Raw genomic sequence first — 13,415 nt, forward strand, 5'->3', positions numbered from 1 at the left:
ACGATGAAGCCGATGACGAAGACTGAGCTGCTTGCTATCCTAGCCGAGAAGTCTGGCATTGAGAAAAAGGATGTCTCTTCTGTTCTCGATGCGCTTTCCGAAGTTGCGACCTCGATCGTGGCCGAAGGCGGCGCCCTCACCCTTCCTGGCTTGGGCAAGCTCGCCTGTCGGGATCGTCCCGAACGACAGGTCCGCAATCCGTCCACAGGCGAGGCCATGACAAAGCCTGCCGATCGCGTGGTAAAGTTCACGGTAGCCAAGGCTCTGAAGGACAGCGTCAACTCTTAACTGCTGCCGACATGGCTTGCTCCCGCATGCAGCGGGGGCAAGCCGGAAAAAGACAACGGTCCATTTGGAGCCGTCCCGCGCAGCCCCAGATGATTGCCAATCGGCATCGATGGCTATCAACGGGTTTTATGGAAGACTGGGAGCAGATCACCCAGCGGTCGGCTTCAGCCCACCTTGAGATCCTTGCTGCAGTTGCCTTCGCTGCCGCATGATAGAATGTCCGGGGGCCTCTGCGCCCGCGCGAACGGCTATTGCGGTGGTCGGTGCAAAGGCGGCTCGATCTGTTCCCGGAAAAGCGGCGGTCAATAGTGCACCGGGTCGTGCCGCCTCTCATGTTGGATAGAAGTGGCACAACACGGAGATAACTATGGCGCTCTCGCATTCGCTGAGCTGCCGTTTGCTGCGATGTGACCGAATGGTTAGTTGCACTGCAACTCACGGCAAAGGATTACGACGCCATGATCCTCATCGTTGCCGCGAGACGTGCCGTGCCGCTGCGAGGTTGGCCTGTGCGACAGCCTCGGGCAATGTTGCTCCGCCGACCAGTTGGGCCACCATCGTACCGATAAAGCAATCGCCAGCCCCATGGGTGCTGACCAGTACCACATCATGCCCCGGCTCGGCATAGGCGATGTCCTCACCTGCGACTGCCACGCCATCTCCTCCTGCCGTGACAACCGCCACCCGGAACCGGCGTGCCAAGGCCTCTGCAGCACTCCGCGCCGCATCTAGCGAAGAGACTTCAGTGCCGCACAAGGCTTGGGCCTCCCCGGCATTGACCACAAGGATGTCGATGCTTTGGGCCAGCGCGTCGGACAGTTCGCGCGCAGGTGCTGCGTTCAGCATCACGGCCACACCACGCGCGCGAGCGGCCCGCGCCGCAGCAATGTTCAAGGCTTCGGGGACCTCGTTCTGCAGGACCAGATGGGTGGCATTCTGCCACAGCGCGTCGTTGTTAAGACCGCTCGGATCGATCTGCAGGTTTGAGCCCGAAACGATCACCGCTCCGTAATCGCCTTCCGCGTCCATGATCGCGACGCTCATTCCCGAGCCGGTGTCAGGCAAGGTCACAACATGAGTATCATCGACACCTGCTGTCTGCAGGCTGTCGCGCAGAAAGGTTCCGAACCCGTCGTCCCCGACCGCCGAAACCATCCGGCAGGGCACCCCGGCCGCCACCACAGCGGCTGCCTGGTTGCCACCCTTGCCGCCGAAGACCGGCCGCCACGCGGTGCCTGTCACCGTTTCGCCAGCTGCAGGCCGGTGGGGGGCATCGACAACGATATCATAATGCAGGCTGCCGACGACAACGGCGCAGAAGGAAAGAGACATGTATGTCCTCAGATTATACTAGCGGCGACGCTTGGTCTCGACCGCTTGTCGGGTCCGGGCCAGTTGCGCCTCGGCCCGGTCCAGGTCCCGCTGCGCAACGGCCACGAAGATGGCGTCCATGATGTTTAGTTGCGCGATGCGTGCGGCCGCGTTCTCCCCCAACAAAGGCGATCCTTGGGCGGTTGAGCACAGCGCGATGTCCGCCAGTTCGGAGAGGGGTGCCGTGGCATAGTTGGTAACCGCAATGACCCGCGCACCTTGCGCGCGGGCCAAGCGCGCAGCCTCGATCACGTTTGACGTGCTGCCGGAATGACTGAAGGCTACGACGACATCCTCCGGCCCCAGGAGCGAGGCCGACATCAGCATCATGTGCGGATCGTCCTGGACCCCGGCCCGCAAGCCGATGCGCAGGAACTTGTGCGCGACATCCCGCGCGATCTGCGCCGAACCGCCAACACCGTAGAAGTCCCTCTGGCGTGCCCCATGCAGCAGGTCGGCCGCACGGTCGAACGCTGCCACATCGATGATCGACATGGTTTCTTCCAGGGCCTGCATGGAGGTCTGAAAGACCTTGCGGATGATATCGGCCGAACTGTCATCCGGCGAGATCTCCCGATGCAGCGAGGCGGCGTCGGTCTGGCGGTAGACAACCAACGCCTCGCGAAAATCCCGGAAACCCGCGAAGCCCAGTTTCTTGGCGATCTTCACGACCATGGCATCTGATACCCCCGCATCCTCGGAGACTTCGCGCAGGGGCGTGGCAAGGCTCAGGTCCGCGCGTCCCGTCAGCGTGTCCACGACCCTCGCCTCGAGCGGCGTCAGGAACGGCATCTGCATGCGGATCTGCGCGCCAATTCTGCGGGGGTCGTGGATGACGTTCATGGCTTGGCCTCCTGCTGGCGCGGCCTCAGGCGCGGCCGCGCGTCGCGCGGTCGATCAGCATGGCCACCAAGATGATGATACCCGTCGCCAGCAGCTGATAGAAGGCCTGCACGTTCATCAAGGTCAGCCCGTTGCGCAGGCCGCCCAGGATCACGGCCCCCATCAACGTGCCCACGACCGAGCCCTTGCCACCCATCAGGGACGCACCTCCGATGGCTGCGGCGGCAATCGCGTCCAGTTCCCACAAGTTGCCCATGGTCGGATCCGCGGCGCCAAGGCGGCCCGTCAGGATCAGCGCGGCCACGGCGGCCAATCCGCCCGACAGGACGTAGACGGTGATCTTGGTCCGGGCGACCGGCACGCCGGCAATCCGGGCAGCCTCCGGGTTGCCGCCGACGGCCAGGATATACTCGCCCAGCGGACTGCGATTCAGAACCACCCACAGGATCACAGCGATGACGGCCACGACGATGACCGGGACCGGTACGCCCAGAACCACCCCGTTGATGGCGTCCCGAAACTCGGTCGGGATGCCGAAGATCGGGTTGCCGCCGGTGAAGATCAGGGCCAGCGCCCGGTAAAGCGACAGCCCGCCAAGGGTCACGATGAAGGGCTGCAGCCCCGCAATGGCGACCAGCGTTCCGTTAAACAACCCGCAGGCCATGCCGGTGGCGATGGCACCCATCACGGCCAGCGGGATCGGCACGCCCGCGATCATCAGGGTAGCGCCCACGATGGCGGACACGGCTGCCGTGGGCCCGACCGACAGGTCGATCCCGCCCGAGATGATCACAAAGGTCATGCCAAGCGCGATGCAGGCATTGATCGAGGACTGCTGCAGGATGTTGATCAGGTTCGGCGCCGTCAGGAAGACCGGGGTCAGCACCGCGAACACGGCAAAGATCAAGACAAGGCCGAAGAACGTGCCGGCGTCGCGAAGGTTGATGCGCGGGCCGGAACGGATCGGGGTGGAAGTCGGGATGTCGGTCATGACAGGACCTCGATGGACTGGGCCACGGCGAGCGGGCCTTGGGATTTGGGAATGGCGTTTGCCGCTATGGCGTCTTCCGAGATCGCGTCTGCATTCAGGATGGTCGAGATGCGGCCTTCGCGCATCACCATCACGCGGTCGGACAGGCGGATGATTTCGGGGAGTTCTGAGCTGACAACGATGATCGACTTTCCGGCCTGTGCAAGCTGGGCGATCAGGTCATAGATCTCGGACTTGGCGCCGACATCAATGCCGCGGGTCGGTTCATCGAAGAGCAGGATGTCAACATCGGCAGCCAGCCAGCGACCGATGATGGCCTTCTGCTGATTGCCACCTGAAAATGTCCCGATGGCACGATTTACGTCCGGCGGGCGCATGCCCATCTTCTTCATCAGCGACGTTGCCTCGGCATGGAGAGCCCGCCGGCGCACCAGTCCGAAGCGGCTGAACCGCCCCATGCAGGGCAGCGCGATGTTCGAAGACACGGGCCGCTCGCGCACGATGCCATCCTTCTTGCGCTCCTCTGGCACCAGACCGATGCCTGCGCGGATGGCGCTGCGCGGGTTGCGCAGATCGACCGGCTTGCCATTCAGGATGACGCGACCAGACTTTGCGGAGTCGATGCCGGCAATCAGGCGCAGCAGTTCCGTCCGGCCCGACCCTACCAACCCCGCCAGTCCCAGCACCTCGCCCTTGTGGAGCGCGAAGCTGGCGTTGCGGATGAGACCGCTGTCAGACAGGTCTTCGACCTGCATGACCACCTCGGGACGGGCATGGGTCACGTGACGCTCGTGCAGGATGTCGCGACCGACCATCTTGGCGATGACCTGGTCCTCGGTGATCTGCGACAGATCGACCGTGTCGATGAAGCGCCCGTCGCGCAGGATCGTGGCGCGGTCGCAGACCCGAAACACCTCGTCCATCTTGTGCGAAACGTAAATGATCGACTTCCCTTGCGCCGCCAGTCGCGCGATCAGCGCCGCGAGGCTCTCGAACTCCGAGGGCGTCAGGGACGAGGTCGGCTCGTCCATGGCGATGACCTTGGCGTCGTCCAGCAGCGCGCGGGCAATTTCCACGATCTGCTGCTGGGCGACCTTCAAGGTATGGATCGGCGCCCGCGGATCGATACGCGGGTCGAGGCCGGCCAGGATCTCGCGAGCCCGGCGTTCCTGCGCGCGACGATCCACCAGCATGCCCCCCGCCGTGGTCAGCGGGCGCCCGAGGAACAGATTTTGTGCCACGCTGAGCTGCGGTATGTGCTGTAGTTCTTGGTGGATCATCGCTATCCCCGCGGCGCGGGCGTCGGCAGGGCGTGCCGGCGTGACATGCTGACCGTCGATGAAGATCTTTCCCTGGGTCGCCTGAAGCACGGCCGAGAGGATGTTCAGCATGGTCGATTTGCCGGCGCCGTTCTCGCCCAGCAGACCATGCACCTCGCCGGGGCGGACATCGAAGCTGACATTGTCCAGGGCGCGGATGCCAGGAAAGGATTTGCTGACGCCGACCAGCGACAGCCGACTTGCGGAAGTGGTCATGTCGATACTTTCATGAGGCCCGTCGCGACGGGAGGGGGAATGGCGCCGCGCGGGCGCCATCCTGCCAGTCCAAGAGGCCGCGCCGAGAAAGCGCTGCCTGCCGCCGTCTTACTCGGCCAGCAGCATCTCGCGCAGGGCGGCGGTGTCTTCGACCGAATACTGCTCGACATTGTCGGTCGTGATGAGCGCCTGCGGGGTAGCCACGACGCGAGGAAGCTCCTGGCCCGCAATCAGGCGCAGAACCACCTCCATGGCGACTTCTCCTGTCAGCACCGGAAAGCTGTCCACGGTGCCCGTCAGATCGCCCGCACGGATGGACGCATAGGCGTCCGAGATGCCATCCGTTCCAAAGACCGCAACCTGGTCCTGAAGCCCGGCCGATTTGACCGCCTCGACCACACCGAGCGCCATGCCGTCGTTGTTGGCATAAAAACCGATCAGGTCTGGGTGCTGCTGCAGGATCGTCGAGGCGGCGTCATAAGCGGTCTCGCGGCTCCAGTTGGCAGGCACACTGGCGACCACGTCAAAGCCTTCGGCTTCTTCGATGGTGGCGGTAAAGCCATCGGTGCGCTGACCAGCGGCAAAGACGCCGGGCTGGCCTTCAATCACGGCGACCTTGCCGCCTTCGGGCTTGTTGTCGATGAACCATTGCGCGACCCGCACGCCGTTGTCGCGCTGCACGTTGCCAACATAGTGCCGTGCCGAGGGGATCACGGCGTCGTTCACGTTGACCACCACAATACCCTGCGCTTCGGCGGTTTCCATGGCCGGCTGCAGGTTGTTGTCTGTTTGCGGCGAGACCAACAGGCCCTTGTAACCTTGCAGGATCATGTTCTCAGCAATGGACAACTGGCCCAACTGATCGCCCTCGGACGGAGCGGCCTGATAGGCGAAGGTGACGCCCTGCGCATCGGCCAGGTTCTGATAACCCTGCCCAAGCGAGCGCCAGTATTCGTTGGTCAGCGTCTTGGATACGCCGCCGACCTGGATGCCCTTGGCCGGCGCGCGCAACTCACCGAAGCGTTCAGACAGCTCGGACCAATCCATGCGGTCGGGCTCCTCGTCCGAGTTCAATGGCGCCAGATCCTGCGCCGAGGCCATACCCGCAAATGCCGTCACAACGCTGGCCATCAGAAGCGACTTGATCGTGATCATCCTGGGTCTCCTCCCTTTACGATAATCGAAAATATTGTGAAGCTTACACCCCTGCCATGATGCGGCCTACGGCGCGCTGGCTGAGAGGGGAATTCTGCGACGCAATAGCGTCTTGCAAGGCATTGTCTGCCGACACGCGCTTGGCCATCGTCATGAACCGTTCAACCGCCTCGATGTTGGTGCGGCACTCCTCGACCGGGTCGATGCCCGAGGCGTCAGGGAAGGTGTCGAAATAGATGACGCCCTCATAACCGTCGCGCGAGATCTGCCACAAAAGCTCCAGCGTGGCCTGCGGGTGGACGCTGCCGACCATTAGCCCGTCGTCGCGCTTGGCATAGCCGTCGTTCAGATGAACCCCGAGAAGCCTGGATTTCCGCGCGATCAAGGCGGCGGCGAAGGCCGGCATTTCATCTGCGTAGAGGACATGTGCAAAATCAAGCGTGACGCCGATATTGTCGCATCCCGTCTCGTCGATTGCCAACAAGGTGGTCGCAGCATCAGGAAGCAAGGCGTAAGAACGTGGTTCGTTCGGTTTGTATTCTATAGAAATCTGGCAATCGGGGGCGTGCTGCGCCACCTCGCGGATTCCACCGACCTCGTCTTCCCACATCCGGGCGTAGTCGCCCTGGAAGCTGTAGTCGAAGCCATCCTGACCCAGCCACAGCGTCATCAGCGGCGCTCCCATCTCCATCGCGGCATCGATGCCGCGTTTGGTCAGGTCAATCGCCTCCTGCCGCACGGCTCGATCCGGATGGGTAAAGGCGCCGAGCTTGAAGGCAGGGTTGGTATAATAGCGCATGGCAAGGCCGTTCACCTGCAGGCCGAGATCGTTGACCTTGCCCCGCACCGTCCTGGGCGCTTCGACCACGTGGTCGGGATAGTTCAGATCGACATGGGTCAGCCCCGGCACACTTGCGGCACGCTCAACCATCATTTCCAAGGTCGGCTTGCCCTTATAACCAGGCCAGGCTTGGTCAGCCTGCGCAGCAAAGGAGTTAAGGCGTGTCGCGAATCTGGTCATCTGCTGTCCTCCATTGCTTTACGAATACATTTATAGCTGTAAAGTTGTCAAGTTCAATGAAGGAGGCTGTGTTTGGCTGTGGTCGCGACTCCTCTCAGGTGAGGCGCGCCAATGCTCTTATACATGGGGCTGCTCGCGAGCCCTGGTGATGCGACTACCCTCCCAAGGCATCTGATGTGTTGAGGGGGGTCGGCGATAAACCGCGACGGGGAATCCGTCGCGTTTACAATGCAACACGACCCAGCCCAAGTAGAGGTTTTGATCTTTTGGATCGGGTGGTAATAAAAGACAGAATTAACTCCAACGTCGCAACCGGCTACATCCAGCCACGTTGTCAGAGATGGGTATTTCTTTCCGCGACCTCCGTCAGAGACTTCATCAGTACCTCCTTCGGGGCAGGCATGAGGTTGGCCGCAGGACGCGCCCTGCCCCTTCAGAAATTAGTACCGACCCAGACACCGTCGCAGAGGCTGCGCGCATTGTTGGTCCGTACATTGCGGAGGCTTACAGTAACTCCAGCCGCAGCACTGCGGCAGGTCTGGCTGAGGCCGTCGAGATCCTGAAGACGCTGGAGAGTGGAGACCAGAAGAAGCAACGCTGAGTTCAGCCGTTCAGTGCGCGGCATCCGCAGGCGGCACGATGACCATGCCGACATCCGCCGCGACAGACAGAATGCGCGCGACGTCCGGCGGTCCGTCCAGAGGCTGCGGGGCCGTGGTGGTGTCAGCAACCGGACGGCCGGTCCGGGTGAAGAACGCCTCGTGCATGTGGCCCGGCGCGTTGATGATCAGGAGGCGCGCAGGCTCGGAGCCTATGGCCTGAAAGGAATGCACCGCTCCGTTGGGGACCGAGACAAAGCCGCCCGCCTGGACCCGCTGCGTTTCCCCGGCAAGCGTGAACGCGATCTCCCCGCCAAGCACGTAGAAGGCTTCTGTTTCGCCCGCATGATGATTGGGCGGCGCACCCAAGCCCGGCGGCACCACGGCCTCCACAAGGCAGAACTTGCCCATCGTCTCGCCAGGGAAGGCGTGAAACCGGAAGAGTATGCCCATAGCGTCATAGCTGCGCGGAGCGGTCATGGCGTGTTTCTCCTGTTGGTTGCCATTCATGAGACAGAGGTCTTATAACTGCAGAATGATCCTAGCAAGACAATTGTCTCATGAGGTGGCCGTGACGCAGCGGGAAGACCAGAAGAAGAAAACACGGGCGGCCCTGCTGGACGCGGCCCGCGCGCTCCTGATGCGCGGCGAGCCCCTGACGGTCACAGCAGCGGCCCGCGAAGCCGGCATCTCGAAGGCCTCGGCCTACCGGTACTTCTCCGATCCCGCGCTCCTGGCGGCCGAGGCAGGCCTGCATCTGAAGGCGGCACCTTACGAGGAGATCATCGGCAATGCCGCCAGCCTACGTGATCGGCTGGTTGCCATCAGCCTTTACTTCTTCGACCTGGCCGTGACGAACGAGGCGGCCTTTCGCACCTATCTCGGCCTGAACCTGCAGGCGAGTGCGCAAGCGCAGGACGGCAAAACCCCCCGCCGCGGCGCCCGCCGCATCCAGGCCTTCCTGAGGGCCCTGGAGAGCGAGTCAGACATCCGCCCCGATCAAGCTCGGTCCATTGCCGCCGCGCTTGGCATGGCCACCGGGGCCGAGGCCATGATCGCGCTCTTCGACATCGCCGGCCTGTCCGCAGAAGAGGCACGCGCACTCGTGGCAGAGACCGCCGAGGCGATCTGCGATCGGATGCTGCCGTAGACAGCCTCCTGATCAAGCCGGAGAAGGGAAATCGGCAGCAACAGGTGTTATGGAACAGCCCGACCTCATCTCAGGATGACCGCTATCAATCGATTTAGTTCGCCGCGTGTACTGCTTAATCGGCTCGAAGCCGGCTCTGGTTCCCCTTGCTGCATTCTTTGATCTGCAAGCCCGCACTGCTTTGTTAAACTTTGGTTTGCCGCAGGCCCACGTTCTCCAGCGGCAGTTTCTCCTGGCGCAGCGCGGCTTGATCTCGAGCATTCGTCATCACATGCACGGCGCCAGGAAACAGCTCTGGCTTGGTGACCACTACAAGTGTGGCGCCGGTCTCTTCGTGTAGCTTTCTGATCAATGGGACATGATCAGGGCAGAACGCGGGGTGATCGATCACGATCAAGTCGGGACGCATCAGTGCCGCACGGGTAAGGCCAATCGCCAGCTGTTCATGGGTCGAAAGGCCTCCTCCCCCTTCGGGCAAGTGCCCACGCGTACTGCCGATCCGGTCAAGAACACGCCGCAGTCCGTAGGCTTGGGCAACCCTGCGAATGTCGCGCCCGCCGGGACGGGGGGCGATCCCCAGCGTCAGCGTGCGCCGGAGACTGCCCTTCGGCGCAAGCGGTGCCGATCCGACATAAGCGATGCGCGGCAGCTTGTTGTCATTCAGGCCGTAGGCAACGTAACCCGCGCCCGGTTGGTTCTGTGCCGCGATCAGGCGGGCCAGATCGCTCTTTCCCGATCCCGGCGGTCCCCAGATCGTGGCAAGGGCTCCGGCACTGATACTTACATCGACAGTCCGGCCAAGATGGGTCCGACCCTTGAAGATGACAGGTACCGGGCCGCCTCGGGGAACAACACGGCGCAATTGGCTCGGCTGGACCAGCAGGCGCATGTAGGCGTCGCGCGCAATGCGCCACGCGCACCAGCGATCCCAGACCGCGGCCAAATCAATCAGAGGCGAGACCACGATCGGCAGGATTGCCAGCGTCGCCGCCGTTTCAGGGGTCGGCAGCCCGCCACGTGAGGCTGTCCAGATCACTGCCGCACCGCCAAGGGCTGCCCCAAGCTGCGGGAGAACGCGAAGCCATTCTCCTTGCATCCGGCGGGTTGTCGCCTCCCTCGCCAAGCTCCGTCCCGCTTTATCGAGGCGGCTCAGTTCGCTTGTCGTGCGTCCGGCAAGGTCCAGCTCCGGCGCCATTTTCACGCGTTCCATCATCGACAAGGCGATGCCGCTGCGGCGGCGACGCAGCTGGCGATGCTGCTCACCCAGACCGCTGGCGAATAGTCCAGCCAGGATCAGAGCGACGAACAAGGGCAGCAGGGCTGCAACTGCCAGCGCTGGCTGCAGAAGAACAAGTGTCAGCAAGGCCGCCGGCAAAATCACCAAGGCGGGAATGGCTTGCGCAATCCCACCGCCTGCCCAAGCCCGCGCCGCCGATAGATCGCCGACAAAGCGCATCGACAGGCTCCCTTGACGACGGGCTGCCAAGTCCGACTGGTTCATTCCGGCGATATGGGCGTAAAGCGTGTGGCGCAGGCTTGACGCAAAGCTCTGCCCTACCGCCTCGGCCTGAACGCGAACCGCCACCTGCAGGATGCCGACCCCGATCCCGCCACCAACCAGCAGGAAGAAGGTCAGGCTCCGTGGCACCTGCCCGTCCGCCATGGCGCCAAAGGCCGCCCGGGTGGCAAAGGCTACAACCCCAAGAGCGACAGCCTGGCCAATCCCGAGGCAGGCGATGGCGCAAAGCCGCGCCATCCGCCCCTCGGCTGCCACCTTCGGCAGAGTGCCCATTACGCAGCCCTGTAGCTCGCATTCCTGACAAGCCCGGCGATCAACATGCGTGCGACTTCGGCCGAGGCCAGTTCATTGCGTGAGTAGTGCGCAATCCCCGTCGCACCAACCGCCTCGGCCTGGGCAAGGGGCGAGCACGTGACCATCCCCGAGATGGCGAAAGGCCGAAGCCCATACGCCCGCAGCACCTCTGTCCCGCCCAGGGCGCCCAGGGCATCCGGCGCGGCAAACAGGATCCCGTCCAGTCGCGACCGAATGCGGGAACCGCGCAGGATTGCCGCGGTCTCGGCCTGGAAAACCCCGTCCGCGATTTCAACAACGACGATCTCGGCGCCCCCTGCGGCGGCATTGCCGACAAGAGTTTCAAAGCCCGCCTCGATCCGGGAGAGCGGCATACGGTAGGTCGTAGGCATGCCAGCATCGGTGAAATCGGTGGCAGGAACGCCCGCATCCTCAAAGGCATTGAAGTCGCCAAAGGCACCGGTTCCAGTAGCCTTGACCCCTGCGACCCTGTATCCGGCCGCAGCAAGGCCATGGGCGATGCTGACCGCAGCCGTTGTCTTGCCGGAGTTCATCGAGGCTCCGAAAACGCCGATCACCGTCACATGGTCGGGTATGGTCGAGGCAGGCAGTGCATAATCCGCCACGTTGACCCTCTCGTCGGCGGCACTGGTCAAAATGCCAATAGGCTCAAGCTGGGTTGGCTGCAGCATCTTGCTGTGGGCACGTTCCATTCGCCCTACAATGCCGCCGCCTGCCAGAAGATCGGCCCTGGGGCCATCCAGAATGGCGCGGCCCTCAAACTGGTCGGGGGCGTAACGGTCGCCCAGGCACAGAACCATCAGATCGCCCGGGTACATCTCGGACATGCGGCGATCGGCCAGCTGGAGCTTGCGGTGCTGGCCCAATTCCACGACCCGGCACAAGACCAGATCGCCCGAAACTGCGGAGTCCAGATCAGGCGAAAGGCCCGCCAGGGCGCTTCGGGCCACGCGGCGCGTGGTAAAGGACCATTTCAGGGTATCAGCCGAAGGAAGACCGGTGAGAACCGACATTGCGCATCTCCTTTGTCACGCGATTGCACCAGAGATACGTGGCAAAGCGGTGGTTATTCCCTGCAGTCTGTGAATTGGTCGAAACCGGGAGTTGTCTTACAATTCATGCCACACAGTGGCCGTAGGCGGATCACACCCTCAGGGCCTCTTCTTGGACCGGTTTTGTTGGCATCTACGTCACCTTGGTCCTCCCTGACGCAAGCGCAGAAGGTTCTTTATTGCGCGTCACACCGACCCGCAGAACCTGGGGACCAATCCCGATGTGAACCCGTTCTGGTCTCTGCCAATGTGGAGGCGGCGGCGCCCAGGGAGGAAGAGGGTCGCCGCCGCATAACGCTGGCCCAGGGAGGAGGAAGGCCGCGTAAAGGTGCGGCTAGGCCAGGGAGGAGGGGCCATCGCCGCCAACGAACGGACCATTGGGAGGAGGAGAAGTCCGTCGCATCAGGATGCTGCGAGACAAAGCAGCTATGTTCCGTGTCTGTCTGCATCTGACCGAAGAGAGATGCGTCTTGGAGAGGCCTTTAAATCGCTCTCTTGCTAGGTCTTCACAATGAATAATTGCAGATTGCTGCTATGCAGCAAGCGCATACTGGACAGCGAACCGGTCTGTGAACTGGGGGCAAGAGCAGTCTGCTCTCGACTGTGGGAACAGGGTGAAGGGAAGTCTAGCTGGTTCCAATGCCGCCCAAGAGGAGCATGCTATGTCCAGAGGAGTTCGAAGCAGCATCCTTATCGTTCTTCAGAGGATATATCCACACGGTCCCCTATCCTTCCGACATCGGATAGCCCATTTGCAGAAAATGCGGCCGAGCCTCTCCCAGAACCGCAGAAGTGACAACTAGGCGACACATCTGAAGTGGAGCTGCGGTAACAATTAATAGAGTATCCCGTTCGCTATTGTTTTCATGGGAAACCTATAAGTCAGACTGGATTTTCTTCTATGTCGGCCTGCTCAGACTTGCCCGGCTCCTCAGCAGCTTTGGAGGAAAAATGGACCTGTTCAAGTTCGAGACGAGTTCCGAATGCCCTCAAGGAGAGTATGTGCTCATAGCCGACAGCCGCTTCCGAGTGGAAGTCCATGGCGAAGCCAACTTCCTGGTGGTCGAGGTCTCTCCTCCAGACGCTTTCTTTTTCAAGATCACCCATTATGGCCGCTATACTGAGGTGCAACCAGCACTGGAGGAGGCTGCCAATCGCGCTGTCCCGATCCAGCCTCGCCAGCCATGGCGGACCAGCAGTCGGACATACGCGTAGATCAAACGCAGACCACTGTAGTGGTGGATACAGTGGCGCCTCCTGCTTCAAACGTCGAAGTTGCCGCATTTGCCTAAAGCAGAAACTCGGCTGAAATCCAAAAAATTCAAGGCCGCGGATCACTCCGCGGCCGGTTATGTTTTTAATGGTTCGCTTGTCGAGTTTTCCGGTTCCAGCGGATCGAGGACCACAGAGAGATGCCGATGAGCGCTGCACCGCCCAGACCGGTGATCACTTCGGGGATGTGGATGAAGGACTGCAGGAACATAATCACCGATAGTGCAATGATGGCATAGAAGGCGCCATGCTCCAGATAGCGGTATTGTGCCAACGTGCCCTTTTCCACCAGCATGATGGTTAT

13 protein-coding genes are annotated in these 13,415 nt (G+C 62.2%); 2 read left to right on the top strand and 11 right to left on the bottom strand.

Annotated elements, in window-relative coordinates; genetic code table 11:
* The first annotated feature begins 3 nt into the window (after nucleotides 1-3).
* Complete coding sequence (locus IE224_RS19620) at nucleotides 4-288, top strand: HU family DNA-binding protein (RefSeq protein ID WP_191313101.1); 285 nt, start codon at nucleotides 4-6, stop codon at nucleotides 286-288.
* Nucleotides 289-753: 465 nt separating this feature from the next.
* Here the strand turns inward: IE224_RS19620 and IE224_RS19625 are convergent, their stop codons facing one another.
* The 7 genes from IE224_RS19625 to IE224_RS19655 form a co-directional block, all read right to left on the bottom strand.
* Nucleotides 754-1,620 (bottom strand): PfkB family carbohydrate kinase, encoded by an 867-nt coding sequence (locus IE224_RS19625; RefSeq protein WP_191313079.1) that lies wholly within the window; start codon nucleotides 1,618-1,620, stop codon nucleotides 754-756.
* Nucleotides 1,621-1,638: 18 nt separating this feature from the next.
* Nucleotides 1,639-2,502: a MurR/RpiR family transcriptional regulator gene (locus IE224_RS19630; RefSeq protein WP_191313081.1), complete on the bottom strand. Its 864-nt coding sequence runs from the start codon at nucleotides 2,500-2,502 to the stop codon at nucleotides 1,639-1,641.
* Between the two features lie 25 nt (nucleotides 2,503-2,527).
* Nucleotides 2,528-3,493 (bottom strand): ABC transporter permease, encoded by a 966-nt coding sequence (locus IE224_RS19635; RefSeq protein ID WP_191313083.1) that lies wholly within the window; start codon nucleotides 3,491-3,493, stop codon nucleotides 2,528-2,530.
* A complete protein-coding gene (locus IE224_RS19640; protein ID WP_191313085.1) occupies nucleotides 3,490-5,028 on the bottom strand; it encodes a sugar ABC transporter ATP-binding protein in 1,539 nt (512 codons plus the stop codon). Before IE224_RS19640 ends, IE224_RS19635 begins: the two co-directional genes overlap by 4 nt.
* 108 nt (nucleotides 5,029-5,136) lie before the next feature.
* Nucleotides 5,137-6,183, bottom strand: a complete 1,047-nt coding sequence (locus IE224_RS19645; RefSeq protein ID WP_191313087.1) for a sugar ABC transporter substrate-binding protein — start codon at nucleotides 6,181-6,183, stop codon at nucleotides 5,137-5,139.
* A 43-nt stretch (nucleotides 6,184-6,226) separates the two neighbouring features.
* Nucleotides 6,227-7,204: a sugar phosphate isomerase/epimerase family protein gene (locus IE224_RS19650; protein ID WP_191313089.1), complete on the bottom strand. Its 978-nt coding sequence runs from the start codon at nucleotides 7,202-7,204 to the stop codon at nucleotides 6,227-6,229.
* Between the two features lie 611 nt (nucleotides 7,205-7,815).
* Nucleotides 7,816-8,283 carry a cupin domain-containing protein gene (locus IE224_RS19655; protein ID WP_191313091.1) on the bottom strand — a complete coding sequence of 156 codons (468 nt, stop codon included), beginning with the start codon at nucleotides 8,281-8,283 and terminating at the stop codon, nucleotides 7,816-7,818.
* Between the two features lie 85 nt (nucleotides 8,284-8,368).
* Between IE224_RS19655 and IE224_RS19660 the strand changes: the two genes are divergently transcribed.
* Nucleotides 8,369-8,953, top strand: a complete 585-nt coding sequence (locus IE224_RS19660) for a TetR/AcrR family transcriptional regulator (RefSeq protein ID WP_191313093.1) — start codon at nucleotides 8,369-8,371, stop codon at nucleotides 8,951-8,953.
* Nucleotides 8,954-9,137: 184 nt separating this feature from the next.
* Here IE224_RS19660 and IE224_RS19665 read toward each other — a convergent pair whose 3' ends face one another.
* The 4 genes from IE224_RS19665 to IE224_RS19680 all read right to left on the bottom strand — a co-directional run.
* On the bottom strand, nucleotides 9,138-10,745 hold the full coding sequence (locus tag IE224_RS19665) for an ATP-binding cassette domain-containing protein (protein ID WP_191313095.1): 1,608 nt from the start codon (nucleotides 10,743-10,745) through the stop codon (nucleotides 9,138-9,140).
* Nucleotides 10,745-11,800 (bottom strand): DUF1611 domain-containing protein, encoded by a 1,056-nt coding sequence (locus IE224_RS19670; RefSeq protein ID WP_191313097.1) that lies wholly within the window; start codon nucleotides 11,798-11,800, stop codon nucleotides 10,745-10,747. The genes IE224_RS19665 and IE224_RS19670 overlap by 1 nt, the downstream gene beginning before the upstream one ends.
* A gap of 921 nt (nucleotides 11,801-12,721) precedes the next feature.
* On the bottom strand, nucleotides 12,722-12,946 hold the full coding sequence (locus tag IE224_RS19675) for a hypothetical protein (RefSeq protein WP_191313099.1): 225 nt from the start codon (nucleotides 12,944-12,946) through the stop codon (nucleotides 12,722-12,724).
* Between the two features lie 250 nt (nucleotides 12,947-13,196).
* A partial coding sequence (locus IE224_RS19680; RefSeq protein ID WP_191313100.1) for a DUF475 domain-containing protein occupies nucleotides 13,197-13,415 on the bottom strand: 219 nt, incomplete at its 5' end.

This window comes from Paracoccus aerius, assembly GCF_014656455.1.
Classification (GTDB): domain Bacteria; phylum Pseudomonadota; class Alphaproteobacteria; order Rhodobacterales; family Rhodobacteraceae; genus Paracoccus; species Paracoccus aerius.

Bases quoted from the DNA above. Each gene is read 5' to 3' on its own strand.
- IE224_RS19620 (WP_191313101.1), top strand. From the start codon at position 4: ATGAAGCCGATGACGAAGACTGAGCTGCTTGCTATCCTAGCCGAGAAG.
- IE224_RS19625 (WP_191313079.1), bottom strand. From the start codon at position 1,620: ATGTCTCTTTCCTTCTGCGCCGTTGTCGTCGGCAGCCTGCATTATGAT.
- IE224_RS19630 (WP_191313081.1), bottom strand. From the start codon at position 2,502: ATGAACGTCATCCACGACCCCCGCAGAATTGGCGCGCAGATCCGCATG.
- IE224_RS19635 (WP_191313083.1), bottom strand. From the start codon at position 3,493: ATGACCGACATCCCGACTTCCACCCCGATCCGTTCCGGCCCGCGCATC.
- IE224_RS19640 (WP_191313085.1), bottom strand. From the start codon at position 5,028: ATGACCACTTCCGCAAGTCGGCTGTCGCTGGTCGGCGTCAGCAAATCC.
- IE224_RS19645 (WP_191313087.1), bottom strand. From the start codon at position 6,183: ATGATCACGATCAAGTCGCTTCTGATGGCCAGCGTTGTGACGGCATTT.
- IE224_RS19650 (WP_191313089.1), bottom strand. From the start codon at position 7,204: ATGACCAGATTCGCGACACGCCTTAACTCCTTTGCTGCGCAGGCTGAC.
- IE224_RS19655 (WP_191313091.1), bottom strand. From the start codon at position 8,283: ATGACCGCTCCGCGCAGCTATGACGCTATGGGCATACTCTTCCGGTTT.
- IE224_RS19665 (WP_191313095.1), bottom strand. From the start codon at position 10,745: ATGGGCACTCTGCCGAAGGTGGCAGCCGAGGGGCGGATGGCGCGGCTT.
- IE224_RS19670 (WP_191313097.1), bottom strand. From the start codon at position 11,800: ATGTCGGTTCTCACCGGTCTTCCTTCGGCTGATACCCTGAAATGGTCC.
- IE224_RS19675 (WP_191313099.1), bottom strand. From the start codon at position 12,946: ATGGGTGATCTTGAAAAAGAAAGCGTCTGGAGGAGAGACCTCGACCAC.